Annotated in this window: 23 protein-coding genes; 15 read left to right on the plus strand and 8 right to left on the minus strand. The window is 57.1% G+C overall.

Annotation, left to right across the window (positions count from 1 at the left end; all coding sequences use genetic code 11):
- Window positions 1-14 precede the first annotated feature (14 nt).
- Entirely contained in the window at window positions 15-1,091 is a 1,077-nt protein-coding gene (glcE, locus tag ACFSNN_RS31455; RefSeq protein WP_134465895.1) for a glycolate oxidase subunit GlcE, read from the minus strand.
- Window positions 1,091-2,590 (minus strand): glycolate oxidase subunit GlcD, encoded by a 1,500-nt coding sequence (glcD, locus tag ACFSNN_RS31460; protein WP_134465894.1) that lies wholly within the window; start codon window positions 2,588-2,590, stop codon window positions 1,091-1,093. Before glcD ends, glcE begins: the two co-directional genes overlap by 1 nt.
- A 222-nt stretch (window positions 2,591-2,812) precedes the next feature.
- Here glcD and glcC point away from each other — a divergent pair, with 222 nt between their 5' ends.
- The 8 genes from glcC to ACFSNN_RS31500 all read left to right on the plus strand — a co-directional run bounded on the left by glcC (window position 2,813) and on the right by ACFSNN_RS31500 (window position 10,512).
- Window positions 2,813-3,571, plus strand: a complete 759-nt coding sequence (gene glcC, locus ACFSNN_RS31465) for a transcriptional regulator GlcC (RefSeq protein ID WP_134465893.1) — start codon at window positions 2,813-2,815, stop codon at window positions 3,569-3,571.
- Window positions 3,572-4,159: 588 nt separating this feature from the next.
- The gene (locus tag ACFSNN_RS31470) at window positions 4,160-5,620 is read left to right on the plus strand and encodes an APC family permease (RefSeq protein WP_166799437.1); all 1,461 of its coding nucleotides are present in this window, start codon (window positions 4,160-4,162) and stop codon (window positions 5,618-5,620) included.
- Between the two features lie 224 nt (window positions 5,621-5,844).
- Window positions 5,845-6,087 (plus strand): hypothetical protein, encoded by a 243-nt coding sequence (locus ACFSNN_RS31475; protein WP_377688782.1) that lies wholly within the window; start codon window positions 5,845-5,847, stop codon window positions 6,085-6,087.
- Between the two features lie 1,322 nt (window positions 6,088-7,409).
- Window positions 7,410-8,096, plus strand: a complete 687-nt coding sequence (locus tag ACFSNN_RS31480) for a DUF7713 domain-containing protein (RefSeq protein ID WP_244323201.1) — start codon at window positions 7,410-7,412, stop codon at window positions 8,094-8,096.
- Window positions 8,097-8,193: 97 nt separating this feature from the next.
- The gene (locus ACFSNN_RS31485; protein WP_134465891.1) at window positions 8,194-8,622 is read left to right on the plus strand and encodes a UPF0158 family protein; all 429 of its coding nucleotides are present in this window, start codon (window positions 8,194-8,196) and stop codon (window positions 8,620-8,622) included.
- 80 nt (window positions 8,623-8,702) lie between these two features.
- Complete coding sequence (locus ACFSNN_RS31490) at window positions 8,703-8,870, plus strand: hypothetical protein (RefSeq protein WP_377779202.1); 168 nt, start codon at window positions 8,703-8,705, stop codon at window positions 8,868-8,870.
- Between the two features lie 253 nt (window positions 8,871-9,123).
- Window positions 9,124-9,963 (plus strand): hypothetical protein, encoded by an 840-nt coding sequence (locus ACFSNN_RS31495; protein ID WP_134465890.1) that lies wholly within the window; start codon window positions 9,124-9,126, stop codon window positions 9,961-9,963.
- Window positions 9,964-10,254: 291 nt separating this feature from the next.
- Window positions 10,255-10,512, plus strand: a complete 258-nt coding sequence (locus tag ACFSNN_RS31500; protein ID WP_134465889.1) for a hypothetical protein — start codon at window positions 10,255-10,257, stop codon at window positions 10,510-10,512.
- 7 nt (window positions 10,513-10,519) lie between these two features.
- On the opposite strand, the gene ACFSNN_RS31505 is transcribed toward ACFSNN_RS31500, so the two are convergent.
- Complete coding sequence (locus ACFSNN_RS31505; protein WP_377765083.1) at window positions 10,520-10,930, minus strand: DUF1016 N-terminal domain-containing protein; 411 nt, start codon at window positions 10,928-10,930, stop codon at window positions 10,520-10,522.
- 290 nt (window positions 10,931-11,220) lie between these two features.
- Here ACFSNN_RS31505 and ACFSNN_RS31510 point away from each other — a divergent pair, with 290 nt between their 5' ends.
- The 3 genes from ACFSNN_RS31510 to ACFSNN_RS31520 all read left to right on the plus strand — a co-directional run bounded on the left by ACFSNN_RS31510 (window position 11,221) and on the right by ACFSNN_RS31520 (window position 12,470).
- Window positions 11,221-11,505: a type II toxin-antitoxin system Phd/YefM family antitoxin gene (locus ACFSNN_RS31510; protein WP_134465888.1), complete on the plus strand. Its 285-nt coding sequence runs from the start codon at window positions 11,221-11,223 to the stop codon at window positions 11,503-11,505.
- A 14-nt stretch (window positions 11,506-11,519) separates the two neighbouring features.
- Window positions 11,520-11,843, plus strand: coding sequence for a type II toxin-antitoxin system RelE/ParE family toxin (locus ACFSNN_RS31515; RefSeq protein WP_244323199.1), 324 nt, complete (start codon window positions 11,520-11,522; stop codon window positions 11,841-11,843).
- A gap of 357 nt (window positions 11,844-12,200) precedes the next feature.
- On the plus strand, window positions 12,201-12,470 hold the full coding sequence (locus ACFSNN_RS31520) for a DUF1488 family protein (protein WP_134465886.1): 270 nt from the start codon (window positions 12,201-12,203) through the stop codon (window positions 12,468-12,470).
- 563 nt (window positions 12,471-13,033) lie between these two features.
- Here the strand turns inward: ACFSNN_RS31520 and ACFSNN_RS31525 are convergent.
- Both ACFSNN_RS31525 and ACFSNN_RS31530 read right to left on the minus strand, forming a co-directional pair.
- Complete coding sequence (locus ACFSNN_RS31525; protein WP_134465885.1) at window positions 13,034-14,635, minus strand: anti-phage dCTP deaminase; 1,602 nt, start codon at window positions 14,633-14,635, stop codon at window positions 13,034-13,036.
- Window positions 14,636-14,828: 193 nt separating this feature from the next.
- Window positions 14,829-14,969: a hypothetical protein gene (locus ACFSNN_RS31530; RefSeq protein ID WP_166799435.1), complete on the minus strand. Its 141-nt coding sequence runs from the start codon at window positions 14,967-14,969 to the stop codon at window positions 14,829-14,831.
- Between the two features lie 801 nt (window positions 14,970-15,770).
- Between ACFSNN_RS31530 and ACFSNN_RS31535 the strand changes: the two genes are divergently transcribed.
- Genes ACFSNN_RS31535 through ACFSNN_RS31545 form a run of 3 tightly spaced genes read left to right on the plus strand, consistent with a single transcriptional unit; the run spans window position 15,771 to window position 18,885 of the window.
- On the plus strand, window positions 15,771-16,388 hold the full coding sequence (locus tag ACFSNN_RS31535) for a nucleoside/nucleotide kinase family protein (RefSeq protein ID WP_166799434.1): 618 nt from the start codon (window positions 15,771-15,773) through the stop codon (window positions 16,386-16,388).
- A complete protein-coding gene (locus ACFSNN_RS31540) occupies window positions 16,385-18,598 on the plus strand; it encodes an FAD-dependent monooxygenase (protein ID WP_166799433.1) in 2,214 nt (737 codons plus the stop codon). Before ACFSNN_RS31535 ends, ACFSNN_RS31540 begins: the two co-directional genes overlap by 4 nt.
- Window positions 18,599-18,600: 2 nt before the next feature.
- Window positions 18,601-18,885 (plus strand): DUF3850 domain-containing protein, encoded by a 285-nt coding sequence (locus tag ACFSNN_RS31545; RefSeq protein WP_134465882.1) that lies wholly within the window; start codon window positions 18,601-18,603, stop codon window positions 18,883-18,885.
- A gap of 492 nt (window positions 18,886-19,377) precedes the next feature.
- On the opposite strand, the gene ACFSNN_RS31550 is transcribed toward ACFSNN_RS31545, so the two are convergent.
- Window positions 19,378-20,955: an argonaute/piwi family protein gene (locus ACFSNN_RS31550; protein ID WP_134465881.1), complete on the minus strand. Its 1,578-nt coding sequence runs from the start codon at window positions 20,953-20,955 to the stop codon at window positions 19,378-19,380.
- A complete protein-coding gene (locus ACFSNN_RS31555) occupies window positions 20,952-22,796 on the minus strand; it encodes a hypothetical protein (protein ID WP_134465880.1) in 1,845 nt (614 codons plus the stop codon). Before ACFSNN_RS31555 ends, ACFSNN_RS31550 begins: the two co-directional genes overlap by 4 nt.
- Window positions 22,797-23,095: 299 nt before the next feature.
- On the opposite strand from ACFSNN_RS31555, the gene ACFSNN_RS31560 reads away from it, so the two are divergent.
- Complete coding sequence (locus ACFSNN_RS31560) at window positions 23,096-23,674, plus strand: nucleotidyl transferase AbiEii/AbiGii toxin family protein (protein WP_166799432.1); 579 nt, start codon at window positions 23,096-23,098, stop codon at window positions 23,672-23,674.
- Window positions 23,675-23,987: 313 nt separating this feature from the next.
- Here the strand turns inward: ACFSNN_RS31560 and ACFSNN_RS31565 are convergent, their stop codons facing one another.
- A complete protein-coding gene (locus ACFSNN_RS31565; protein WP_134465878.1) occupies window positions 23,988-24,827 on the minus strand; it encodes a hypothetical protein in 840 nt (279 codons plus the stop codon).
- Window positions 24,828-24,996: the final 169 nt, after the last annotated feature.

Consider the following 24,996-nt stretch of genomic DNA (forward strand, 5'->3'; position numbering starts at 1 on the left):
GGTCGGAAAGTGACTTAGAATTCGGCGTACATGCGGCCGCGATTGAACACGGCGTGCGGATCGAGACGTTGCTTCAGGCGTTGGTGATAGCGCATGAGCGGCGCCGCCAGCGGATGAAACGGTTCGACATCGTCGGCAGGCGTGTAACAGGTCGCGTGGCCACCGTGCGCTTGCGCGATGTTGCGAATTTCGGCGGCGCTCGCATCGCTCCTGAGCAAGCGTTGTGCGCCGCCCCAGTCGATCAGCACATCGCCGGGCCATGCGACGAGCGGCGTATTGTTCGGCAACGATACGCGCCAGAGCGCGCGCGTATCGTTGGTATCGTCGAAAAAGGCGAGACGATGTTCGCGCAGCGACGCCCAGAACGACGTCTCCGATGCTTCGCCGCCCACCCGGTCCGCTGCTGCGCGCACGGAAACTTCGCCGCCTTCGAGTCGCACGTGAAGACGTCCATCGATGTAGCACGCGCCGCTGACGGGCAATGCGGCCCTGCGCCATACGGAAAGCTCACTCATGGCTTCGCTCGCGTCCATCGCGATGCTCACGCATGCCAACGCGCGTGGCTTCGGTAATACCTTCAGCGACACCTCGGTAAGGAGCCCGAGGCATCCGAAACTGCCTGCCATCAAGCGCGACACGTCGTAGCCCGCGACGTTTTTCATGACCTGTCCGCCAAAGCGCACATGCTGCCCTTCACCGGTCACGACACGACAGCCCAGCACAAAGTCCCGCAATGAACCGGCCCACGGGCGGCGTGGGCCAGACAAGCCGCTCGCCACTGCACCACCGACTGTCGCCGTGCCGTCGAACGTCGGCGGCTCCGCGGGCAGCATCTGGTTTGCGTCGTTCAGAATTGCGACAATTTCCGTGAGCGGCGTGCCCGCGCGCGCCGTGATGACGAGTTCACTCGGGTCATACGTCACTACGCCCCGATGCGAGCGCGTGTCGATGTCGTCACCCACGACCGCGCGTCCCAGCGAATGCTTGCTGTCGCCGCCGCGTATGCGCAGCACGCGCTTATGGGCGAGCGCATGGCGCACTTGCTCGACGAGCTGTTTGCTGTTGTCGAGAGACAGAGGACCGTGTCGCATCAGAATCGCTCCAGTTCGGGATGAGGCAGCGCGCCGTGATGAATATGCATTGAACCGAATTCGGCGCAACGGTGGAGCGTCGGCACGTTCTTGCCGGGATTAAGCATGCCGGATGGATCGAAAGCGGACTTGAGCGCGTGGAAGAACGTCAGTTCGTCGCTGTTGAACTGCGCACACATCTGATTGATCTTTTCGCGTCCCACGCCGTGCTCGCCGGTGATGCTGCCGCCGACTTCTACGCACAGTTCGAGAATGCGCGCGCCGATGGCTTCGGCCCGCTCGGTCTCGCCGGGTGTGTTCGCGTCGAACAGAATCAGCGGGTGCATGTTGCCGTCGCCGGCGTGAAAAACGTTGGCGACGCGCAGGCCATATTGCACCGACAGATGCGCGATGCCGCGCAGCACGCGCGACAACTCGCGGCGCGGAATGGTGCCGTCCATGCAGTAGTAGTCCGGCGAGATGCGGCCGACAGCGGGGAACGCGTTCTTGCGTCCCGCCCAGAAACGCTGACGTTCGGCTTCGTCGGCGGCGAGGCGGATATCGGTTGCGCCGGCATCGCGCAGCAGCGACGCAACGCGCTCGCAGTCTTCGGCCACATCGGATTCGGCACCATCCACTTCGCAGAGCAACAGCGCTTCGGCCTCGACGGGATAACCCGCGTGAATGAAGTCCTCGGCTGCCCGGATCGCGAGGTTGTCCATCATTTCGAGGCCGCCTGGAATGACGCCCGCGCCGATGATGCCGGCCACAGCATCGCCCGCCTTTTCGATATCGTCGAAGCTTGCGAGCAAGACTTTCGCGCTTTGTGGCTTAGTGAGCAGCTTGACCGTGACTTCGGTGACGACGCCGAGCATGCCTTCCGAGCCCGTGATGAGCGCGAGTAAATCGAAGCCGGGCGAATCGAGTGCTTCGGCGCCGAGCGTGAGGCGGTCGCCTTCGATCGTCACGATATCCACGCTCAGAATGTTGTGGACGGTGAGGCCGTACTTCAGGCAATGCACGCCGCCCGCGTTCTCCGCGACATTGCCGCCGATCGAACACGCAATCTGCGACGACGGATCGGGCGCGTAATACAGGCCATGTGGTGCGGCTGCCTGAGAGATCGCGAGATTGCGGACGCCGGGTTGCACGCGTGCTGTACCCGCTTCCGGATCGATGGCAAGAATGCGGTTGAAGCGCGACATCACGAGCAAGATGCCTTTTTCGAGTGGCAGCGCGCCGCCAGACAAGCCCGTGCCAGCGCCACGCGCCACCACCGGCACACCGCGTTCGTTCGCGTAGCGCAGGATCGCTTCGACCTCGTCGAACGACACCGGCAGCGCGACGAGCATCGGCGTGATCCGATAAGCCGACAGGCCGTCGCACTCGAATGGCCGCAGGTCTTCGGTCGCATGCAGCAGTTTGAGCGCGGGCATCAGCCCCTGCAGCTCGCGCACGATCGTGGCTTTGTCATGCGTGAGCAGCGGGCCGTCTACGTGCTCGTCATAGGCATAGGTCATTTGCGTCTCTGGTTCGAGGGCATCGATGCGGTGCCGCGTTTTCTTTGCATTTTGCCTGCCGGATTCAGCTTGTCGAACCGATTGTTCACTGGTATTACCAGTTTTTGAGATGTAGGTCCGATCTAAACGACGCAACTCGTTGTAAAGTCGGCTTAATGTAAAACGCAGGATTCTGCGAGTGCGGGAAAAGTCACTGGTAATACCAGCAAGGAAGGGTGAGCCGTGAACACGGATGCAAAGCGGCACTTGGCTGACGTTGTCGTCGAGCGCATCGAGCAACTCATTGTCGATGGTGTGGTTCGACAGGGACAAACGCTTCCGTCGGAGCGGCGTCTGACGGAAAAGCTGGGCGTGTCGCGAACGGCGTTGCGGGAGGGACTGAAGATCTTGCGCGCGCGCGGCGTAATCGACACGGCGCATGGGAAGGGTTCGTTCGTCGCCCAACTTACCGCGGAACCCACGCAGGCGCCGATGCTGCAATTGCTGTGCTCACAACCGCGCACGCTCTACGATCTGCTGGAGGTGCGCGAAATGCTCGAAGCCGAATCCGCACGGCTCGCTGCGTTGCGTGCAACGCCCGCCGATCACATTCTGATCAGACGGCGGTATGAGGACATGAGCGGCGCAAACGCGACGGACACCCATGCGTCTAAACATGCGCAGTTGGATCACGCGTTTCATCAGGCAATTTGCGAGGCTTCGCACAATCCAGTTCTCGTGCACACACTCGGCATGTTGAACGACCTGATGCTGAGTTCCGTGTTCGCATCGGTGAATAACCTTTATCACCGTCAACCGCAGAAGCGCGAGATCGATCGTCAGCATGCGAAGCTCTACAACGCGATCATAGGCCGCCGACCGGAGCAGGCCCGGCGCGCAGCGGAACAGCACATCAAGAGCGTGCGCGAGAGTCTTTCTGAAATCGAGCAGGAGGAGCGGCGTCTGGTACGCTCGACGTTGCGTCTGGAAGGTTGGGATTGACACTGTTTTCTCCTGGCAATTTCAAACCAGATCAATCGCCAGCAGCGCTGATTCTTTCTCTTCGCCCCAAGCAGGACATCCCAAATGAGTCGCGAGATTCCGATAAACACGTTCGTAAGTAATTCGAAGGTGTTTTGTATCATCTAGGACTAATTCTGCGTACGATTATCTCGGTGAGACCTCGACAAGCCGCTCAGCTGGTCGGGGTTTTCCCTTCGCCACTATCGCGCTGTACCCATACGCGTCACTTCAATGGGCCTTGGGGCCGGCATCATCGATTCCCCGAGCGCCTTGACTGACGTGGCTTCCGGCCTTCTCTTCGTCCGCATCGTTCAACGTGGTGCATTTCTGATAAGCAACGCTTATCTCGCCAAATCATGCATAGCGATTGGACTGCCCCAATTTGTCGAAGGACGATCATCTCGGGATGCATCTAGGCGACAAATAGTCAAGCTAAGCATGCAGATCCTTAATTGCGTGGTTTCAAGCACAACACATTGCAGTGCTGCGCGGCCAGCCAGAACAGGAACTTTCGGACCTGCCAATCGAGATTGTAGGTATTCACGGAAACGATGGAGGAGTGGGGTGATGGATATGAATATGCAAGACGTGAGTTTGGCGGCGCCAACATCCAGGAAGAAGCTGACCGGCAACATGGGGCCGATCGGCCTCGCGCTGATGGTCCTCGCATTCTCGGCGCCGCTTACGACGGTATCGGGCTATATACCTTTCGCGCTGATGTTCGGTGGTGTAGCGAGTCCGTTGCTGTTTTGCGTTACGACTGTCGTGCTGCTGCTCTTTTCAGTCGGCTATGTCACGCTAAATAACATCGTGAAGCGGCCCGGCGATTTTTATGCATTCGTGAGCTTCGGCATCGGCAAATCGACGGGCCTCGGCTCCGGAATTCTGGCGGCCGTGTCATACTTTTTGCTGTTGGCAGGCGTCACGTCGTTCTTCGGCGTTTCGTGCTCCGATCTGATACACGAACTGTCCGGCGCGACGGTTCCGTGGTACGTGCCGACCATCGGCTGCTGGCTGGTCGTCAGCATTCTCGGCTATCTGCACGTCGAACTGTCGGCGAAGGTGCTGACGTGGATCATGTTGCTGGAAATCGTGGTCTGTCTTGCGTTCTCGTTCTTCGTGTTTGTCAAGGGCGGTGGTGGCGATATTTCGGCCACTGCGCCGTTCTCGCCGAGCGAGCTTTCGAAGAGTCAGAGCGTGCCGTTTTCAATTCTGTTCATCGTTGGCTTCTTCATGGGATTTGAAGCGACCGCGCTGTTCCGTGACGAGGTGCGCCTACCCGATCGGACCATTCCTGTAGCGACGTACGGCGCGGTAATCTTCATCGGCGTGGTGTACACGATCTGCGCGTACGCACTCATTCTGTCCTATGGCAGCCATACGGCTGATGTCGCAACAAAGACGCCCGCCGCGATGTTCCCCGATGCGTTTGCACGCTTCGTCAGTGGCCGTCTGCACACGCTCGTTTCGGGTCTGGTGTTGATCTCTGCGTTCGCGTCCGCGTTGTCGACCCAGAACGTTCTCGCGCGCTATATGCACAACCTCGGCACCGACGGTGCGTTGCCGCGCTTCCTCGGCAAGGTGCACGCGAAACACGAGTCGCCTTACCTTGCTTCGCTGACGGTGTCGATCATGGTGCTGTGCGTGCTCGTGCCATTCATCGCACTCGGCGCGAAACCCGACCTCCTGTACGGTCAGTTGTCGGGCGTGGGCACCGCCGGCATTGTTTTTCTGATGGCCGTGGTCAGCATCTCGTCGCTCGTATGGTATGTGCGTAGCGGCAAGGCGCAGGGCGTGAACGTGTTCAAGTCTTTCGTCGCGCCAGCGATTTCTTCGCTGTTCTTCATCGCGCTGGTGGTCCTGATCGCCGCTCACTTCGATGTGCTGGCAGGCGGCGATCCGGGCCAATATGTGTGGATGTTCTATTGCCTGATCGGCGTTCAGGTGTTCGGGATCGTGCTCGCGCAATACTTCAAGCGCGCCAAGCCGGAAGTGTTCGAGCGACTCGGGCGCAGCCACAAAGACTGAGCTTGTTCGAAGCAGGCAGTTGGATAGAGACGCAGTCGGCGATATGTTCGCTGGCTGCGTTCTGCTTCGATGAAGGCCCCCCGCGAGCACGCTTGCTATTCGCACGACCTCGTGCGCGTTTCTCATCCTTTCGGTGGACGCGACGCAACCTTGCCGTCGATATGCTAAGTCATAACATGCAGATTCGAGCTTCGATAAGTCGTATGGTCGGGATGGAGGGCGTCATGGAACAGTTGAGAGTGTCGTTGCGGGCGGTCGTTGAAAAATGGTTGGGCGCTGCCGCCCACAAATCGGCCCGCGTTTCTCGTCTGAGCGATGCTCACTCGCGACGGTACGTGCGCGTCGTGCTGCTGAACTCGCCGGACGACGAGGGTATGTTCTTCTTTCGCCATCACGATGGCTCGTGGCGCGTGTTTCCCCCGGATCCCAGGAACATACAGATGAGCTTCTCGATGTATGTCTCGTGAAATTGTGGATTTCCTCGTATTGAATCTCAGTGCAGAGGCTGACTCAACAGGACACCGCCGCTGTAACGAAGTCGCGGAGGTTCGGAGGATTCTTATGCGAGCGACGTCAAGAAGTGCATGTTAAAAGGTGCTTGATCATGAGAAAGTCATCACGGCGATTATCCGATCAACGTTCGTCGGTCGATTCGACTGGAGCCCTTAACTGCCCTCCCGATCCTAGTACTGGATTCCGCGGGGGAGTGACGAATGGGGTTCAGTATCCCGCATTCTTCAGTCTCGGGCAGGTGGTGGCGTACCTGAACTTTGATACCTGCAGCGGCGAATCAAATTCGAGCGAGTCTGCCAAACCAGATGACAGTTGGAGTTCGCGTCGTTGATTGTGTCCGTCTGCAGGCACGACCAACGACATTTTTTTCGCCGCTTCTCTGTCAAGGGGTATCCGTCCTTTTCGTGCCAAAAGTGGCGGTAAGACAAGAAAACAGCCGAAATATCAGGGACTTGTGTTTTCGCATGTCGCGCGCGAAATCCCATCGGCTGCAAAGCCTTGTTGCAAGCGGCTCGGCACCCTGTAGCCGCCAGATTTCGCACAAAAAGTACGCTTACCCCGTCTCAAGACGAAAAAGCTGGAAGCGTACCCACTCAGTTGCTCATATGCGTAACACCATTCCTGTGCCGTACAACGCCGTTCCGGCATCGTGACCGATGATTCCGGAAGCCCTCCGAAATCGGTCACGTTCGCCCGGAATGGCCGTCACGCTCATCCGGAATCGTCGGTCACGATGCTCCGGAATACCCACAAAAGCAGATGCAGGTGGAGAACGGCGCAGGCTGGGCAACCGTTTTTACACGGACAAGGGGGGAACAAAATTATGCAAACCAACGGGTCGACATCAAGCCTTTTTCGCAAAATACTTAATTTGACATAAAAGAAATCAGCATTTAATTCGCATTCCTATTTTAATGGGGCGAAGTGATGCCGGCTTCAAAGCCCCGGACATATGAGACCTGTAGCTCGTCTGCATGGACGCCAGCCCGGATGTCAATGAGCTTGGTGGCCAGGCGCAGTACGCTAATTCACCCTGCGCCGGCGCCAGGCACGGACTCTTCTGTGGGGGCCAGCCCAGGAATGTTTCGCTTTCGTATGCGGGAGTCATGCGTTGATGACTTCACCGAGCGCGTCGATCATGGATGGCGTGTCTCCATCCCGGTCGCCCGCCCGAAGACGCTTGACGCCGGTCCGGCGCTCCTCGCCCCCGGCAAGCGCTTGCAGACCCTGTCACAATAGCAGTAGTTGTTCCGCCGATCCCCACGTACGCCATTGCATGTTAGTCGTGCTGCCCGTCGCCGCCAAAGTGCAACGAACAGTGCCGCAGACGACAAGCGGAACCCATCCTCCCAGCGATCGTGGGAAGAACCATTACAGCAGGCGCGTCATGGCACACGAGCGATGCGAACACTGTGGTAACCAGACCCCGCCTTGGGACGCCATACACTGCGGCTCCAGCGGCGGCAGCTATGAGTTGCTTTGCACTCTTTGCTTCAATGCGAGGATTGCCAGGTCCACCGGACTCTCCGACTTCGAAAACGTCCGGTTTGATCCCATCCGGATGATCGATTGCCTCGGGGAGTCCCATCAGTTCCATTTTCAGCTCCGGCTCCTGTGCGACCGGGTTGCTCTGGATGCTTTCGAGCTTTGCGGAGAATTGCCGACCGGCTACCGGTTCCAGCTGATCGGCGAGGCCGACGACGATGCGTTCGTGCTGCTTGGGCGTCTCGTTGAAAAGGTTCGTCGTGCACTGTCGGTCCGGCACATCGATTTCCGTGAGCACCAGATCATTGACAGCACGGTGCGCGGTCGCATCGAATGGGATGAGTCGCAGGCGGGAGACTTGCCACTCGTGGTGGTCGACGGCAAGGAGGTCTCGTGGGATGATCTTGGGCGAATGCTCATGAGCATGGAAGGATGGCAGTTCCGGCTCGATCTCGCTGACCCGAGCGAAGAGCTTTGAGTCGCGGTGCAAATGCGGCGAAACGGGCGGCCAACCCCCGCCCCGTAGCGGTGCCAACCTGGCCGCTCGGACGTTACAACACTACCGGTGTAGAGCCATGGTCGCAGTCACGTACGACGATCTTTCCACGGCGTTCGATTTCGTCAGCTACGCGGCGCCAGCGGAGCATAACGCGTATGTCTCGCTCGATACGGGCAAAGTCTATTGGACTTGCGATGCCAGCGACGCATTCAACGAGGAGACTCCTGCCGACCTCGAAACCTCAGATCGCTACCTTGCGATACCGCACAGGAACGAGCTCCATCTCGGAAGAAGTCTCGCATTGCGTTTTATCGCGCAAGAGTTGCCTGCATGTTACGACAAGGTCGATGCATTATTCCGACGGCAAGGGGCGTATGCGCGTTTCAAGGATTTGCTGGAGCGTGAAGGCGTTCTCGAGCGCTGGTATTCGTATGAAGCCGATTCTGTCGAAAGCGCGCTGAAGCAATGGTGCGCCGAAAACGGGCTCGAGCTCGTGGAGACTTGACGGGCGCCGTAGCCTAGGCTGTTTGAAAGCTCAGCAGACCTGAGGCGCGAGCCTACAGCGACAAGCACGCCTGGCCGGCAATGGCTGGAGTGGTCGAGCAGCTGGCGGTCCGGGGACCGTCGGTCGTCTCCACAAATGATTTCAATCTGCTGCCGAACCCGAGTCATCCGGAGTTGGCCGGCGTCAAGGTCATCAACGCCGAACCCTTTACGCTGGATCCGCGGCTGTTTAATCAGGCGACGCGATGAGCCCGATGTCGATTGCCGGCGCATGAACCATGCATCCGTAAGCAAACGTCAGAATCTGCGGCTTCGCGTAGCATGTGTCGGCAGTTACCGTGTCCTGGGTCGCTGGTGATGGGCGCGCTACCGTGGATTTTTGATCAATTGCGCCTTCCGAAAGGCAGAAGACTGTGGAATGGATGCCGAACTATGATGGACATCGGCGCGGAGTGCGTCACAGCCCTGCTGATTGAGGCGGCAACGAAATGAGGAGCAGGACATGAGCATGCCTGCAGTCGGTTCGTCGTTGTGGATCGAAGCTGAAGTCCGGCGCTATCTGACAAGAGGCGACTACGACGGCTTCTTTGCGGGCTGGCCGGGACACACAGTGGTTGATATCGCGACGGGCGCCACGCAACGGCTCCGTGCCGCGCTTGTGGAAGCCACACTGCGTCGGGCACGTGGTTTCGAGCGGTCGGCGCCCTTGCCGGAGCCGATTGATCCATGGCTGCGCGATAAGCTCAGCCCCATGGTGCATGGACTATTCACCGGGCACGAACGTGATTGCGTGCTCGACGCGCTCGCAAAGGGGATCGTCTTCGTCACACCGCTCAATATCGTCGACGTGCTCACCAGGGAACCGTGGCTGTCCACCGCATGGCGCCTTGCGAATCTTTATCTGGATAGCCTGGGCGCGCAGCGGCTCGGCTCGCAGGCCGACGAACTGGTCGGATTAAGCCAGGACGCCACGTGCTACGTGTCGCTCGCGTACTTCGACCAGACCGATCCGTTTGCAAATTACGTCGTGCATGAGGCGGCACACGTACTGCACAATTGTCGCCGCACAGCGATCGGTCTGCCTGAGCGCCGTCACTGTCCAACGCCGCTCGACATCGCTTTCCCTCATCGAGAGACCTTTGCTTACGCGTGTGAGGCCTACAGCCGCATTTTTGCGATGGCGGAGGATGGCGAGTCCCGAAAGGCGGCGCTCGAACGGCACAAGGCGTCGGAGTTGCCGCCGGATGAGCGCGTCGATCACGGAACATACCTGGCGATCCTGGCGGAGGCAGTTCGCACGCGCAATGGCTGGCGATGCATCGCGAAGCGGTGTGCGCCGTAATAACGGGTTCAGAAGGTTGCCGAATCCGGGATCTGCGCGTGGCAGAGTGCGCTGCCCGGCAATCGGAGGCGAGCGGGCGAGGGCGGGAATCGCGTTCAGGATTGGGGAGGTTCGACACGAAAGCGGGCTTGTAGCGTCGTCTCGATTCCGCGCACGAAGGCGATGGTCATACAAGGCACGTCAACCTGCCGCTCTCGGCACAAGACAGAAACTGCGCACAGATGGACGTCGGGGACTGGGGAACAACGACAGAACAAGGCTGGATGCCCATGAAACCAGGAGGCTAGTGCGATGGCAGCACCGAGTTTTGTCTATACGATCTCCTGTGTCGCAAAGATGCTCGGAGAGTCGGAGGACTGGCTGGACGAACTGGCGACTATGAACCTTGAGCCGGAGGACGGGTGTCTCGGGATCATCGACGAACTGGACGTCCCCGCTGAACAGCTGGTTTCGGTAACCGCGTTCACGGATGCTGGTATCGAGGCGCTCAGGGAACTGGTTGCTGAAGCGAAGCGGCAGTCTGGCGCGACGGGCAGCGCAGGTGGATAGGCGTGGATCAGAAGGGTGCGCCTTCTGCACCGGGAGATCCAAAAGAGCCTACTCGTGGGGGCTCGACAAGCACGAGACGCATACAAGCCCCGGCAGACAGGGGCGCCATCACAGTTACCGCGTATCGGGCAGCCGCCCCGTGCCGATCACTGCGCCCGTGGCCAGATCGGATTGCGGAGGCGGCAACGGGTTGGCGAAATTCGTGACAGCGTTGCCGCCACGGCCCCATGCAGGCGTTTCGAGCTGTGCGACGAGATATGGAGCTCGACCAGCCGTGTTCGAGCGGCTCGGCGGCGTGCCAGTCGCGTTGAACGGGGTTCTTGACTTTGTCTGGCATGGTGCAAAGGTGGAACCAGGGCAATTGTGCAACAAGCTGCTGCACAAATTCCGGGTCCGGCCATGCCTGGAGCGAGCGCACGCATGTATTTCAGTTCGCGTGGCGAGAAACCCGCATATCCGCAAGGCGGCCTTCAGGTCACGCGCAAGCTGGACGACGACGCCGGCTCCCCATCCCTGGTTCTGCTGACGCACAAGAATATCGTGGCCGATCTGCCAGTACAGCTTGCTCAGCCCACGGTCGCACGCTCGACGAACTCCTTCAATGTGTACAGCCAGCGGCGGTAGTCTTCACTCCTTGATCCGGAACTTCCAGTGAGGCTGAATTTAGTCTATATTTGGTTTTCATTGGGAATTCGCTAAGGATCAGACATGAGGCTGGCAGATCACGTAAAGCCAATCAGTTACCTGAAAAGCGACGCGGCGCAGATCGTCAAGGATCTGACGGCGTCTGGCGAGCCGTTGCTGATCACGCAGAATGGCGAGGCGAAGCTCGTCGTTCAGGATGTGCGAAGCTATGAGGAGACCCAGCAGACGCTGGCGCTCCTCAAGATCCTGGCCTTGGGCCAGAAGGACATCGAGCAGGGGAAATTCAGGGACGCCGATGCGTTTCTTGCCGAGCTCGACGACCTTGATCGCAGGGAGCAGATCGGCTGATGGGGCAGGCGAGTTTGAAGCTGCGGATTCTCGACGATGCGCAGGAAGATACGAAGGATTTGCGCCGCTACATCCTCCGGAGTTTCGGTGCTGAGACCTGGAAGCAAACGTCCGCACAGCTGGCCGTCACCTTCGCCAATATCCGGCAGTTCCCGCAGAGCGGCTATGTTCCGGCGGAGCTTTCGGATTTCGGCGGTCTGAACTTCCGCGAAGCGTTGAGCGGGCAGAACCGGGTAATTTACGAGGTGCGCGACGACACGATTTACATTCACGTCGTCACCGACACGCGCCGCGATCTACGCACGCTGCTTCAGAAGCGACTACTGCGTTCACGCTAGCAGAACGGGCATCTCTGCGGGAACGGCACTCTGCCATTGCCCGGAGCGATCTCACCCGTTCCGCTCATCTACACTGTTCCTGCAAAAGCTCACCCACGCCGTTGGATATCGAGAAAATTCGCAACTAACCGTCTATCCCGCATCACCTGACCACAACTGAAAACCCTTGGCTGACAAGTGCGAGGGGGCGGTCTGGTGACCCTATCTCAGGATGGCCCGTCATCGAGGGCGATGGACATTCGCTGAAGCACCCTGTCCGACAGTGCTCGTGCCACTTCCAGCTTCTGGTAGATTGATCCCAGCGTGGCGTAATGCAAAACACATAAGGGACCGCGAATGCTACGGACGAGGTTCACCATGGAAATGCTTGATGGTGTGCCCGCCGTCTCGCCGGACGGACGCACTGTGATTTTCACGCTGCCGATTCGCGGCCGCGAGGTTGAAGCCGCCATTGCACGTGACGCACTTGAAGAATGTTTCTGGCTACCGTGCGGCGTCGACGAGACATGCACGCTGAAGACGTTCGAAAACGGTCGCAACCGCATTGTCGCGGTCGCCCAACGAAAGTTGCTTGCGCAGCCCAATGAGCCACTGCGGCTGGGCGTCAACGACTTCGTGACCCGGTAGCCGACCTTTGGCTGGCGATGCGTTTTGCGGCGGTATACGTCTGATAAATACAAAAAAGCACGATCGTTCAAATATTGATAAATTATGTTATGTCAAATTTATCCGCGCGAGCTTAGTCTGGCGGGAGGTCTCGCTGATTTGCATAAATTCGCTCCTGGCCCCCCGAGGGAAATCATTGTGCAGCAGTCTGCTGCACAAATTGTGCGGCGATCGTTGACGGGATTTCCGAGTCACTGATTCTGAAGTCTTCGCTGCATGGGAAGACTGGAAGGTTGCGAGGGCCACTCGTCTTTGAAACAACTCTCTGTACAACTTTTGGAAGCAATTTTGTTCCCGGTCAACCACCACGCCGAGTCTGGTGCCCCATCCGCGAGAACAAAAACAAGCAAACCAACGCTCGCACGCCCAATGTATTCATGCGACCCTGATTTTAATCCGTGACAACAACCTTGGTCCGCATGAGCTTTTCGATCACCCGATCCTGAAAACCGGTCGTGGGCGAACGCTGGGGAAACGGGACCACTGTCCGCGGCGATTGGGTAACAGCGACGATTCGCAACGCTTCAGGTTGTCTCAGATCCAAAGAGAGTTGCTTGCTTTGCACCCGCTGCCTTTCTTTCATTTTGTGCATACTCCGCGATAACCATTCGTTCGTGAGTCGGGACGTCGTCCAACGATACGGCAACCAATGGCCTTGCAGTGCGTCTGTCCAACGTGCGTAGTTTTCCATCCTCAGACTTACGTGTCAATCTCGTGCTGAAAAACGTCAACATGTTTTTCGGTGCGACCCCCGAATACTGAAGGAAGAGCACCTTCTTCGAGGCTTGGGACTCGTCATCCGATATTGCGTCGCGATGAAGATCCAGAGCCAAGCTCTTAGGGTATGGCTCAATGTACAGGACACGAGTAATTCCACTGGCCACAATATGCCGCGCGCAAGAATGGCAAGGGAACGTCGTGGCATACAACGTACCTCCAGCCAAGCCCGCCTTGTTGGCACGCGCCACGGAAACGATAGCGTCCATTTCGGCGTGAACCGCACGCGAATATTCGATAAGGGAGCGCACATCGGTTTCCTTAAGTGCCTCGATCACGTTGCCAAACAGCGCGGGGCTACTGATCAATTGCCGTTCCAGAAGCTTCTCGGCGATCTGTTGGTACAAGCGGCTCTTCTTGTCATCGTTGTGACAGCAATGACCACTCCACTTGAAGCACCGGTGATCGTTTTCGCTGTCGTCTTCGCTATACAGGCCGCCGGTAAATTTGGGCACGTCGTTGCGCCCCAGTCCTATCAATTCGCCCGCAGGGCTGACGATCGCCGCACCGACTTGCCGCGACAGACAGGCTGACTTGGAGCCTTCCGCATGCGCCGCAGCCATCGATGATTCGTCGCTGATCGGTGTATGTACAGGGTATCCAAATAATATCTCGACATACCTCGTCAGCGCCGCTCGTAATGTTTGGTTATTGGCTTTGTCATTTCGAACAAAGAAGTCGGCTTCATGGAAAACGTCTCGTACGTTTTGCCCATATTGGTGAGCTTCCCTGTAGTCTCTGTTTATGATCGCCTGGAGGTCGTCTCTGCCCAGCCTACGGTCGTGCTCGAGACGTTCCTTTCTTACGGATTCCGGAGCAAAAACACCGAACAGCCAGAACATTTCTCCATATGTGTCACGGAGAAGGGTAAGTTCCTCAGGATTCTTCAAAGAGTCGATTATATGTACCCGGCGCAGACTCAGCGGCACCTCTCCTCCGTCGGCGCTCTTCCCAAAACCGTCTTGCTCTCGCTCGGCAGCTATAGCTTCAACTGCCTTGGCTGCAAGATACCCGTGTCCGCACTCTTCACGAAGGCGATCCCCGATTCGTTGGAGTTCCGTGATACGGTCAGCAGCGTCTACTCCTTGGTTGATTTTTTCGCCGACCACAGACGCATGCGAAGCGATAAAGGAACTCAATCGGTAGTAGCTGACGTTGTAGCCGTAGTCATTCTCCAGAATCGTTCCAATTAGCTCGCCCGCTGTTGTGCAACCAGATCCAACAGGTCCGACCAAAGCGATTACCAGTTCTTCAGTAATTCTCGACTTTAGCTTTGGTAGCGATTGGTTGGAATGGGCGTCTGTGACGACTTGGATGGGAATGCGCGTAGAGAGTGGTTGAGCGCTCATTTTTTTCTTGATTCGAGTATTCGCTGCGCTCGATTCTCCCACGAAAAGCGTTGTACAAGTGTGTCGTCCAACGCAACAAGTTCGCGCGTTATGCGCTTCGCATAACGCGCCCCTCGTCTCTGTGCCAAGGAACGTAAACAGGCCACAACGGGCCGCTTACTTTGGCGGAGGTGCCACTGAACCTGATTGTGCCTCATTGAACTCGACAATCAAGTCCTAGTCTCCCCCACCGTTTCAGACGATAAAATGTCAGCCCGTCGGCAAACGAGATTTTTACATCGTCGCCCAACTCCTCTAACTGGCGTTTCAGATCACCAACCGTCAGTTCACTCATGTCGTCGCCCGGTTGAAGTGCTTGATTGGAAGATATCCACAGGCTGGAGAGTAGCACCCATCGGCTCGTTTTCGGCCTTTGATAGGCGTGGAGCGCTGGCCGCTGACACCATGTCAAGCTGACCAGTCGCCGCGCCCCAAGTTGGCATTTCTTTCGGAAACGAAAGGCAAGAGAATGACGGGTCGCGCGCGAAATACCCGATCTGCTGCGGCCCGATCAACCCGACACGCATCAAAAACCGTCTCCGAGTTCTCGCCCTTCGCCGGCGACCGTACCCGATAGTGGTCGAGCATCAGGCGGCGAGGAAACTTATCCCCCGCGCCTTCGTTCCTAACCATCATCGCTGAACTGTGCGCCGCAAGCACACAACGCTGCCAAGGATCACGACCGCAAGAGACATAGTCAGATGACTTAGCCCTCTTCGTGCAACAACAATGATTGGGACGGAACCAAATCGCGGAAAAGTCCAGCGAACTCGTTCGGTCGACGAACGCCAACGCGCGAAGGGCCCTGCTCTTGCCACATGCGCGCAGCGGCCGGCCGCAAGCTGCCGCTTCCTCCAGATCATCGGTCCCGGAAAAGTCGTGATCCGATATAATCTCGCCAGTTGCCTCTGGGGCATCGACAGCCCCAAGCCGTCTATCCCGGAAGAGATCTTTCGGTACCACTTTCCCTCGGCGATGAAAGTGTGTTGATCTTTCCCGCCAAGCAAAAATCGTCGCACTTTGAGTCCGCAGCGCATATTGCCGACTTACACGCAGACATGCGTGCGGAATCGCAGAAACGAGGAGATGTACTCCGGTGGTGACCCTGAATCGGCAGCCAGAAAGCGGTCGCAAATTTGCCCCGAGAGTGGAAGTCCTCGGAGCGTTCGGCGCGGGCAAGACGACATTGGCAAGCAGCCTTCGAAAAGAGGGTGTTTCTCTTCTGCTTGAGCAGCACGAGCACAATATCTTCTGGCACAACCCTGCGGCAAATATGGCGGTTGGCGCCCTCGCGTACGACGTCTCCTTTTTGCTGCAACATCACTACTTAGTCGCCTCCGATCTCAACGATGATGCGACGAGACTAGGGATTTGTGATTGGTCCTTCGTTACAGACGATCTGTGGGCAAGCTTGCGACAAGCCGATGAAGAGCTCGCTGTCTATCGCGCGATTCGCGAATCGCTCACGCGTGCATACGGCGGTCCCGTAGGGTATCTTTATCTCAATCTGCCAGCAACGACCGTCGTTGGCCGTCAGCGAGCAAGAAACCGAGCGAACGAGAACATTTCGGATGAAGACATCAGCGTTGCCACCCAGCGGCTGAGGCAGTTGGTGGGTCTCCTTCCAAGCGAGAAGGTGCTTCACGTGGGAGAGAGTCCGGACGTATCGGAGATCCATCGGCAGATCGATCAGTGGCTCGCGGAGGCGACGTGAGCACTGACGATCTTAATTCCGAGGATTTGCTCAAGCGTTATAAGGTGCCAGGCCAGAACATATTTCTGATCGGTACCTTCGACGCCGGCGTTACCGTTCTAGACCAACAAGTTCGAGCGCTAAATCTGGTGTGGGCGTTGGTGGAGCAGGACTTCCTCCAATACCACCGCCAATCAAACGTCGCTGGTCCCGCTGGTCGCCCTCAACGAGTTGCAATCGTCGGCGGCGGATTTGCCGGCCTTACGGCTGCAGCAGGCCTATTGCGCAAGGGAATCAACGCCGACATCACGCTTTTTGAGCAACGCGATACGCTCCTTCCCCTACAGCAGGGAAGCGATTCCCGGTGGTTACACCCCCATATCTATGACTGGCCCAAGGTTGGAAGCCTGTCGGGCGCTGCCCTGCTTCCCGTCTTGAACTGGACGGCAGCACGCGCATCCGACGTTGTCGTCCAGATTCTCGGAGAATGGAAAGCAACGTATAGAGAATGGCACGGTACTTCTGAGAACAAGTTTCGACTGTATTGCAATGCACGCCATGTTCAAGTGCACGAGACTGGCACAGATCGGAATCAACTTCGTATTGAATGGGTAGGCGAACAGCGTAGTCCAGAAGATGGAATCACGGCAGTGCCGTTGAACGGCTCGCCTTCGGCGACTTACCACACTGTGACAACGGGAAGCTCCGAAGAGTTTGACATTGTGTTGCTCGCCGTCGGATTTGGTACCGAGCGAGACACGGAGCAGTCTTACTGGCGCAATGAAACATACGCGCAGCCAAGTCTGGACAGCCAGCGCCACACGTATGTCGTATCTGGTCAAGGCGACGGTGCCATGATGGATCTCTTGCGCCTGCGCGTTTCCCAATTTCGACAAGACCGCATTCTTGGAGAGATATTTGAAGGTAAAAAGCAACTTGTGGATGCGTTGCAAGAGATTCAAGCTCTGCACACTGGTTTAAATGCGGCACCGGGCTTGTTCAACGCCCTCGAAGTTCTTAGCGATCGACACCCCGACGAATTTGCTACCGTACGCGACCGGATGTCGCGAAGGCTACGTCGCGACACCGAGGTCATACTCAGCCTTCAGGTCAAAAAGTTCTCTGAGCTGTTTGATCCGGCCACACGCAGAATTTCCTTCCAAAATCGCGTATTGGTTTACCTTCTTTACAAGTGCGGGGGGTTTTTCCCATCCTCTCGGGGAACTGATGAATTGGAGCGCGACAGCGAACTCATCGCTGAGCGAGTTGTGCGCCGTCATGGGACTCGTCGGGATGAAATGCTGAAGGACGTTCTGTCTGAGTATCTTTACAAACTGATCTCGAGCGCGCGCACGGAGAAAGATGCAAATTACTTTCTTCAGCCTCACGCCCCCGCTTGGCGTGGCGGATACTTCGGTTTTCCTGGGCGAGAGCTTGATGCAGTTCATCTTCCGGAAACGACAAAATCGTCGTGGAAGAAAGAGTACTTGCCGGGACCGACAGCACTCATGGCGACAGCCTTCTGCGCGAGTCTATCTGGAGTACTCGCCGCGGGTCATTCGAGCGATTTCAGACTCAGAGTTGTTCTGCATCGGGTCGTATCGTTCGGCGGACGAGAGGTTCTGCAGCAGGCGTGCGACTATCAGGGCGTGGCGTTGTCTCACGCAGACAAATCCGGCGTTGCGCGTACATTTCCGACCCATGTCGGGACAATAGGCTTAGCCTTCGGTACTCGACAAATTATCCGGTCACGCAAAAAAGTATCACCGACCGAATTACGACTTTATATGAAGTCGCCTGCTAGAGCTCTTAACGAGGCGAGTCGGGACATGTCGCCATCCGTCACCTTCGTATTGGCAATTCCCATCGTCGAGCCGCCCGAGCCCAACAGACACACTCCGCCCTCGTCAGTCGTCGGAGTTATCTATATCGACAGCCAACAGCCAGGCTACTTTATCAACAACAAGGTACTGTCTGGCATCGTCACAATGGCGGACGGATTTGTCAGCGGGCTACAAGTATTGAGTGAGAGTCGCCTTCAACGCCTAAGCAATATGGCACCTCCGGTGCTGTTTGCCCCGAACAAGATTGTCGCCGAAACTAACTCTCACCCGTTGTTCGATGCTACGGCTAAGAGGTTACTCGAGGAGGTAACTTCGATCGTCCCACCAATGACCGGCGGTCCATTTCAAATGAATTTCGACTACAGCGAATTCGTAGCACTGGAATAACAATGCCTAACACCACACATACGCTCAAGAGCTGGCCGCGTTTCTTTGAAGCTATTGTGCGCGGATCCAGGACGCATGAGTTAAGAAAGAATGACAGAGATTTCCACGTCGGAGACCGACTGACGTTACAAGAGTTCGATGTTTCCAGTGGCGCTTTCACGGGGCGCGAATGCATGGTCGAAGTCACATCGATGACATCGACTTTGGAACCCTGTGCTGTATCGGCTCAAGCCCTGCATCAGGACTACTGCATTCTCAGCATAAGACTGGTCTCGCCCTCTCCGTGACCGCACCATTGCTTAACTATTACCTGTGGGCGCGTTGACATAGCGCTCGCCAGCAGCATCCCCCTCTTTGCACTTCGTTAATGCGACGCGTCAAGCAATCTCTTCGGATGTCGTGACACCCATGACGCTTCTCGTGTTCGTCGGCCTTCGGTACTCGGGGTATTCGTCATTTTGACGCCAAAACTGACGGTAGCAGAGTGCAGAGCGGCCTGTGACGCTCGGCGACCAACATGCTATCGGAACGGTGTATTAGGCACTTTGCGATGGTCATGTGCGACTTCCATCGGAAAGCGTGGACTGGCAACCGACGGCAGCGGCAGTGCGCTGCACCCGTCACCGTGCCATCGGGCGTAACGTTGACATGCACAAACCCCTGATCGTCATTCCCATTGTACTTCCCATCGAATACACCGTCGGGTCGATACGCATCGTGTCTTCATGTCTAGGTCGAGGCCCATCGAACCTCAAAAAAAATCGTCACACCATCGTGCTCTACGCGTAGTACTTGAAATTGTGTCGCCATTTTTCGGGAGGTAGTCCCGGATTGGCGAGTAGAATCTCGCCGACCCTGTCAGAGTACTTGACGGTGATGGGCTGACCTTCGCCGAGCTGGCAGGCGTTGTAGTTTAGCTTCGTAAGGCCCAGGATGTCTTTGGCAACCTGCACAATATCGGCGTCGCCGTGCTGAATGCTGATCGCCAATGGAACAGGCACCTCGAACCCATCGTAGGTTGCGATCCGCGGCTTAAAACCATTCGTGAACAGTAGCCCGTATCGCTCTGACCGTTGCCAGAACACCCCACGTTGAACGGGATGCTGACCGCGCTTCGTCACGTTTGGGTGTTCGTCGTATCGATAGAGTCGCAGGCCGCCGCGGTCCTGACGGACGCGTATTACCGTCAGCTTGACGCCTGGCGGGCACGCGCGGAGAAAGCCAGCGTGTTCTTCCACGTCGATGCCCGAGCGGGTATGCAGGAAGATCTCCTTCAGAGTACGTCCATCCTCCTGCTTATACGTTTCGATTGTGCCGCGAAGTAGTGCCTCCGCCTTGTCGGGTGGCAGATGAAATTCGCCGCGCTCTTTTGAGTACCACGGGCCGAACTCTCCGACGAAAACTACACCATCTCCGCTGTCAAGAAACATCTGGGCGGCACAACATGCGTTACGACCGTCCTCCGTCAGCTTGTATGCAAGGCCAACGTAGCACACGCCTTCCCGCGCCCATGGTGTCTTCCACGGTTTGGCGCCACATTTATAGAAAACTGCCGTTCCAAAGTTCCATAGCCTGTCCGACAGAGGATTGGTGCCTGGCTCACCATTGCGGACCGATGGCACGATTCGCAGCGTCGACTCCTTGATGATCTGAACCGGCAACTCGTGCGCCATCATTCTCGCCTTCAACTGACGCCGAAAGTCGGGTGACAAGCCGCGAGCCTCTTCGAATTCGCCCATTTCTTCCAACACCTCAAGAACGGCCGGATCTTCGTCGTCGAACATGCGGACCTGACCGCTGTTACGATCGTCGATGGCTTTTTTGAGAAACTTCTCCTCCTGTTTGCTGCGTGCGCTATCGCTACGCTTCGCTAACGCAACGGATGATTTTGGTCGGCAGTTTTCGTACACCTCGTCGGGGACCACACAGACCGCGAGCGCCGGCCTCGCGTCGAGCTTCGAAAGCCGATCGGTTGGCTCAATATACAGTCCCGCCACCGCATAAGCGCGTTCGTATTTGTCAGCCTTACGCGAGGCGTCCGACAGACTGTCAGCGTCTACGAGGTAGCGCCGGACAGGATTCGGCCACCGTGCGCCGAACGCAACGTCAAACCCTGGAAATGGAGGCCACGCCCGGTGGCGCGCGGGATCAACACAGGCTGCGGGGGAATTCAATGCAGCGCACCAATCATTCCAGAGTTCGACTCCTTGAGGCGTGCCGATGACAATGTGGTCGGGCAATTGCGTGCGCGGCTCGGCTGGGCCAAAGAGTGCGAGACCATCATGCGGGTCTTCGGCCGTTTGGCCATGGCCGAATTGAAGCAGAGGCTCGCCAAGGAAGTGAAATACATCAGTCATGGCGCAGGAGCTCCTTTGGTCGAGGTTGACGCATCACCCTCGTCGTCATCGTCATCATCGTCTAGTCGCTCGCGGTATTGAGCGATCTCCTCTCCAATATCCGACAAGCCGGACAGTGCCAACACATCGAGCCCTATCGGACACACCCAACTGAGCGGCCGGGTCTGCATAATTACTGCCCGCTTCCCTTCACCTAACATGACCTGACCGGGCGAGGTCTCAAGCCCCTGAACGACGCCCAGCATGCGTGCGAGCCATTGCTGATTCCACCACGACCTTGTCACGACCTTGCGACGCCGACCGATCTCCAATCCCTCGAACAATTCGCCTTCGAGTGTCGTGACACGAACATAAACCTTGACGACCACGTTCCACGACCCATCAATGTCAAGCTGTGGACGAAAAATCGGTGCTAGCTGGTAGAGGAACCGTGACGCACGGTCCCCCCATCCTTTTGTGCGCTCGCCCGTAAGCTGCACATTTGTCGCGCGCCCGTCGACGTGACGTATAGCCTGGTTCCACACACCTGATTCGCGGTCGGGAAAATAAAAGACCTTGCGGTCCAAGCATAGTTTTAGCCCTTTCTGCGCGCACACCACCTGCAGACTACGCCAGGCAAGTTCCTTCACAAGATCTTGGGTTCGTTTGCCGTTTTGCTCCTTCACGTGTTGCCACAGGAACTCCGGCGTACGGGCCACCTTTATGGCGGAGATGGCGTTCTCCGGGGGCTGTGTGAAAGCAACAAGCCGGGTCGAGCTTAGCTCGACATATGCCCACCGAGCACGCAGATCGTTGGCCTGTTCTTCCGTAAGCGGCCTTCTAAGGTCGAAAACAAGCATCGACTCCGGAAGCTGAAGGGGAAACACGTTCGCATAGACTGGCTCAGGCTTCGCTATCGTCACCCGCGTCGGCAGGTAATCACGAAGAGCGATCTGGCGCCCTCGATCGCGGTCCAGCGTTGGCTTGACTCCCAGCGTACTCAGCCGGGCAAGAACCTGGTTCAGCCCGACGATCCATGAGCCAGCGAAGGTGGCCGGGACCAATCTTGCCAGCCGCGAAGGCACGCGTGCATCTGAAGCAACGGCTACAGTGCAAGGAAGCACGAAGTCCGACTTGCTCGAAGCGATCGTGCATCGTTCGGCAAAGATGCTATCCGACAGACTGGCAGTCGAAACCACGGGCAGATACTGGAGCGTGCGAGCCTCAAGCAACTGTTGGACAGTATCGTCGGCGTGCTCACCTACAAGAGGCGCGGTCCCGTGGCACCACGTCCGATATCCCGCAAGTGTCAAACGGCGGGCCAGCCAGGTGGCAAGAGCGTGATCTTCCTTCACATGATCAATCAGCAAGGTATCGCGGCTTTCAGCGATTGATTCGCCACCGCGTTGCGGAAAGAAAGGGGGCGCGAAGATGCTCGGGTGCTGCGCTATCAGATGACGCTGTGGACCAACGAGTTGCACGCGTAGTCGCTCAAGGTCAAACAGGTTGAGCGTCCAACCGTACGTGCCGCTAACAAACTCATGAGCGAAATCCTTGTCTGATGCAGACAACGCTTCCGTACAAACGAACACGAAGATATCTGGAGCATGATTTGTGTCATGAACCCGTTTGCAATCGCTACGGAGCTTTGCACGCCAGTCAGACCGGACCGTGTAGGCGAAGCTGATTTTGCGGCCTTGCCCGTCACTTCGGATGACGGCATCACGGCCTTCGTCGCCTGTCCCACCAAGCGGATCAATTTCTGGGTATCCCAGCCCCGCCAAAATGGCCGAGCTCAGTCGTTCAAAATCTCTGTAATCCGAGATGCGCTCGAGACAGTATGTTATCGGGTCGGCGGACATGACGAAGTGATGTAAGAAAGAACTGTCGCGCTGGGTATTTCTGAGTGTAGCGAGAATCTTGCCATAGCTAGAGCACTTAAAACCAATTGCGCGACGAACACATCGTCGTCGATATGCGACCTGCATCTAACTCCGGTGGTCACCTCTGGTCGTTTTTCGTGGTGATCGTCGACGCGGCCACTCGAATCAGTCTCCAAAGGCGCAGAAGAGGATGTCGTGCTCCTCCTCGAACACACGTTTGCACTAGGATTCCCGCTTCTTGCGTAAATTTTTTCCTGCCCCCTAGTGGAAAATCTTTGATGGGATTTCCGAATCGTCAATCGGAAATTTTTCTCTCGGCGAACCGCCGACCTATCTCGTTTGCGGCACTGGTCCGGCAGCATCCGCGCGATATTTGTGATGTGCAGCACATGTATGATACTTATGGTCCGCGCCAGGATGTCGTGACGGCGTCTGTCGGCTATGTTGCTGACCATAACCGCCCGGTCCATGAGGTACTGTTTGCAAAACGGCGCTCGTTGGAGGACGAGTACGAAGCCGGCTTCGTTGGGATGACCGTTGACCAGGTTGAGCTGGCCGCACTTCAGACCGTTCAGGCACGACTCCACTATGACCTTCCGCGGGCGCTGACCGAGGAGCGCCGTCAATTTCTCGCCTCGCTCGTAAGACTTGAACCCGACTGGTCATTGATGCCGTATGACCATCTACGCGACCTGCCGCCCATTCGCTGGAAGATCGAGAATCTTGTCAAGCTCAGGACACGCGACGCGCCCCGCCCCGCTTTGCTGATCAGGGCGCGTTCCTGGAGGAAGGCTTCGTGGCGCTCGATGACGGATTGCCTTGCAGGCGTGCTTCAGACCGACAACCGACAACTGTAGCCCGTAAACCAGGGTCGACCGATACCGGTGCGAGATTGTTCGCAATTCCGCTTTCGTTGTCACAGGCTGGTCGGGGATGCGGCCAATACAGATCAGTCGACGAGTCCGTGTGCTAGCAACGTCTTGCGCCGATCGCGACCTGCATGCCCTGATCCTTCGCGATTTGATCACGCGTCGCCTTCAGGCTCGACAAACCGGTCGCTAGCTGGCGGGGCAGTGGTCTGAATAACGATCTCCCCTTGGGAGCCAAGCCGCTAGGCGAAGTCGGTGCATAGGGCGTGACGAGCCCCGGACACGAGCGGGTGTTCGAGACTCAGTTCCGAAAAATCATCGAAAACAAGTTGCGTTTATATCGGCGACTGACCTCATTCGCGAACAGAGAGATGAGTTGTGTGTCCGCCTCAAGATCGACGTTGTACACATCTTGCTCGTTCTTTGATATTTTTTCGAACCCTTCAACGGTGATGTCGCCAATTTCATGAATCTTGCCTGACATTTCGCGTCTGCCCTCCGGAGTTTCCGCTTCCGGACCCAAGGACTTTCGAAGTGTGTCCATAACTGACGGAAGGTTTGCATTCTGCGCTACGGCGTTTGCCAACCTAGAGCGCTCGTCCAAAAGTTTGTTGACAGTGGCGATACGCTTGTTCTCAATCTCCAGGAAGCGATCATACGTCCCGGTAGCAAGCGCCACCTCCTCGTATTTCCGATAGAGCGCCGCTGTGCATGTATCCACTTTGATTTTTAGCTCATTCGACTCAGTGTTTAACTGGTTCGTAGCCTTCAGAAGTGATGTAGGCAGCACATAGTATTCAGGCGATAGTGTTTGCGGATCACCAGATGCCACATGATCGAACTCTTGAACCATAAGCGCGAAGGTGCTCGCTTGATCCGAGTGTTTGAGAAATTGCTGATTTTGTTCCGACCGACACTCGGTTTGCGCTTCGCGCATGGGCCGATAGAAGTCGATAACTAGATCCTTCCTTGAAGAAATATTGTCTTTATATGTTTCGAGCATTGCAGCAAACAGAAAAGAGCTGAAGAAGATGGGAAGGATGGCGACTGCGAGTTCCCGCATTACCGAATTCGCTGGGCTCGTCGAGGCGGTCACGGGACGCTGCTCGGGAGGAATCTCAGGTGGGTTTGTGGTCGACATTTTCTAGTCCGTCTTTTGGAATGGATTATTCTTGCAAGAAGTAACTATTTACTCCTTTAAGAACATTACGGCCGTAGTCTGAGTTTCTGTAGCCTCCGACGGCGAGAGCGTTATCAATTCCGTGCGCTAGATTGCGCGCTTCATACGTACCGCCCGGAGTGATCATCTC

The organism is Paraburkholderia dipogonis (assembly GCF_042680985.1).
Classification (GTDB): Bacteria; Pseudomonadota; Gammaproteobacteria; order Burkholderiales; family Burkholderiaceae; genus Paraburkholderia; species Paraburkholderia phytofirmans.

What these genes read in the sequence shown, in the direction of transcription:
- glcE (WP_134465895.1), bottom strand. Translation starts at nt 1,091, where the DNA reads ATGCGACACGGTCCTCTGTCTCTCGACAACAGCAAACAGCTCGTCGAG.
- glcD (WP_134465894.1), bottom strand. Translation starts at nt 2,590, where the DNA reads ATGACCTATGCCTATGACGAGCACGTAGACGGCCCGCTGCTCACGCAT.
- ACFSNN_RS31470 (WP_166799437.1), top strand. Translation starts at nt 4,160, where the DNA reads ATGGATATGAATATGCAAGACGTGAGTTTGGCGGCGCCAACATCCAGG.
- ACFSNN_RS31475 (WP_377688782.1), top strand. Translation starts at nt 5,845, where the DNA reads ATGGAACAGTTGAGAGTGTCGTTGCGGGCGGTCGTTGAAAAATGGTTG.
- ACFSNN_RS31480 (WP_244323201.1), top strand. Translation starts at nt 7,410, where the DNA reads ATGTTAGTCGTGCTGCCCGTCGCCGCCAAAGTGCAACGAACAGTGCCG.
- ACFSNN_RS31485 (WP_134465891.1), top strand. Translation starts at nt 8,194, where the DNA reads ATGGTCGCAGTCACGTACGACGATCTTTCCACGGCGTTCGATTTCGTC.
- ACFSNN_RS31490 (WP_377779202.1), top strand. Translation starts at nt 8,703, where the DNA reads ATGGCTGGAGTGGTCGAGCAGCTGGCGGTCCGGGGACCGTCGGTCGTC.
- ACFSNN_RS31495 (WP_134465890.1), top strand. Translation starts at nt 9,124, where the DNA reads ATGAGCATGCCTGCAGTCGGTTCGTCGTTGTGGATCGAAGCTGAAGTC.
- ACFSNN_RS31500 (WP_134465889.1), top strand. Translation starts at nt 10,255, where the DNA reads ATGGCAGCACCGAGTTTTGTCTATACGATCTCCTGTGTCGCAAAGATG.
- ACFSNN_RS31510 (WP_134465888.1), top strand. Translation starts at nt 11,221, where the DNA reads ATGAGGCTGGCAGATCACGTAAAGCCAATCAGTTACCTGAAAAGCGAC.
- ACFSNN_RS31520 (WP_134465886.1), top strand. Translation starts at nt 12,201, where the DNA reads ATGGAAATGCTTGATGGTGTGCCCGCCGTCTCGCCGGACGGACGCACT.
- ACFSNN_RS31525 (WP_134465885.1), bottom strand. Translation starts at nt 14,635, where the DNA reads ATGAGCGCTCAACCACTCTCTACGCGCATTCCCATCCAAGTCGTCACA.
- ACFSNN_RS31530 (WP_166799435.1), bottom strand. Translation starts at nt 14,969, where the DNA reads ATGAGTGAACTGACGGTTGGTGATCTGAAACGCCAGTTAGAGGAGTTG.
- ACFSNN_RS31545 (WP_134465882.1), top strand. Translation starts at nt 18,601, where the DNA reads ATGCCTAACACCACACATACGCTCAAGAGCTGGCCGCGTTTCTTTGAA.
- ACFSNN_RS31550 (WP_134465881.1), bottom strand. Translation starts at nt 20,955, where the DNA reads ATGACTGATGTATTTCACTTCCTTGGCGAGCCTCTGCTTCAATTCGGC.
- ACFSNN_RS31555 (WP_134465880.1), bottom strand. Translation starts at nt 22,796, where the DNA reads ATGTCCGCCGACCCGATAACATACTGTCTCGAGCGCATCTCGGATTAC.
- ACFSNN_RS31560 (WP_166799432.1), top strand. Translation starts at nt 23,096, where the DNA reads ATGGGATTTCCGAATCGTCAATCGGAAATTTTTCTCTCGGCGAACCGC.
- ACFSNN_RS31565 (WP_134465878.1), bottom strand. Translation starts at nt 24,827, where the DNA reads ATGTCGACCACAAACCCACCTGAGATTCCTCCCGAGCAGCGTCCCGTG.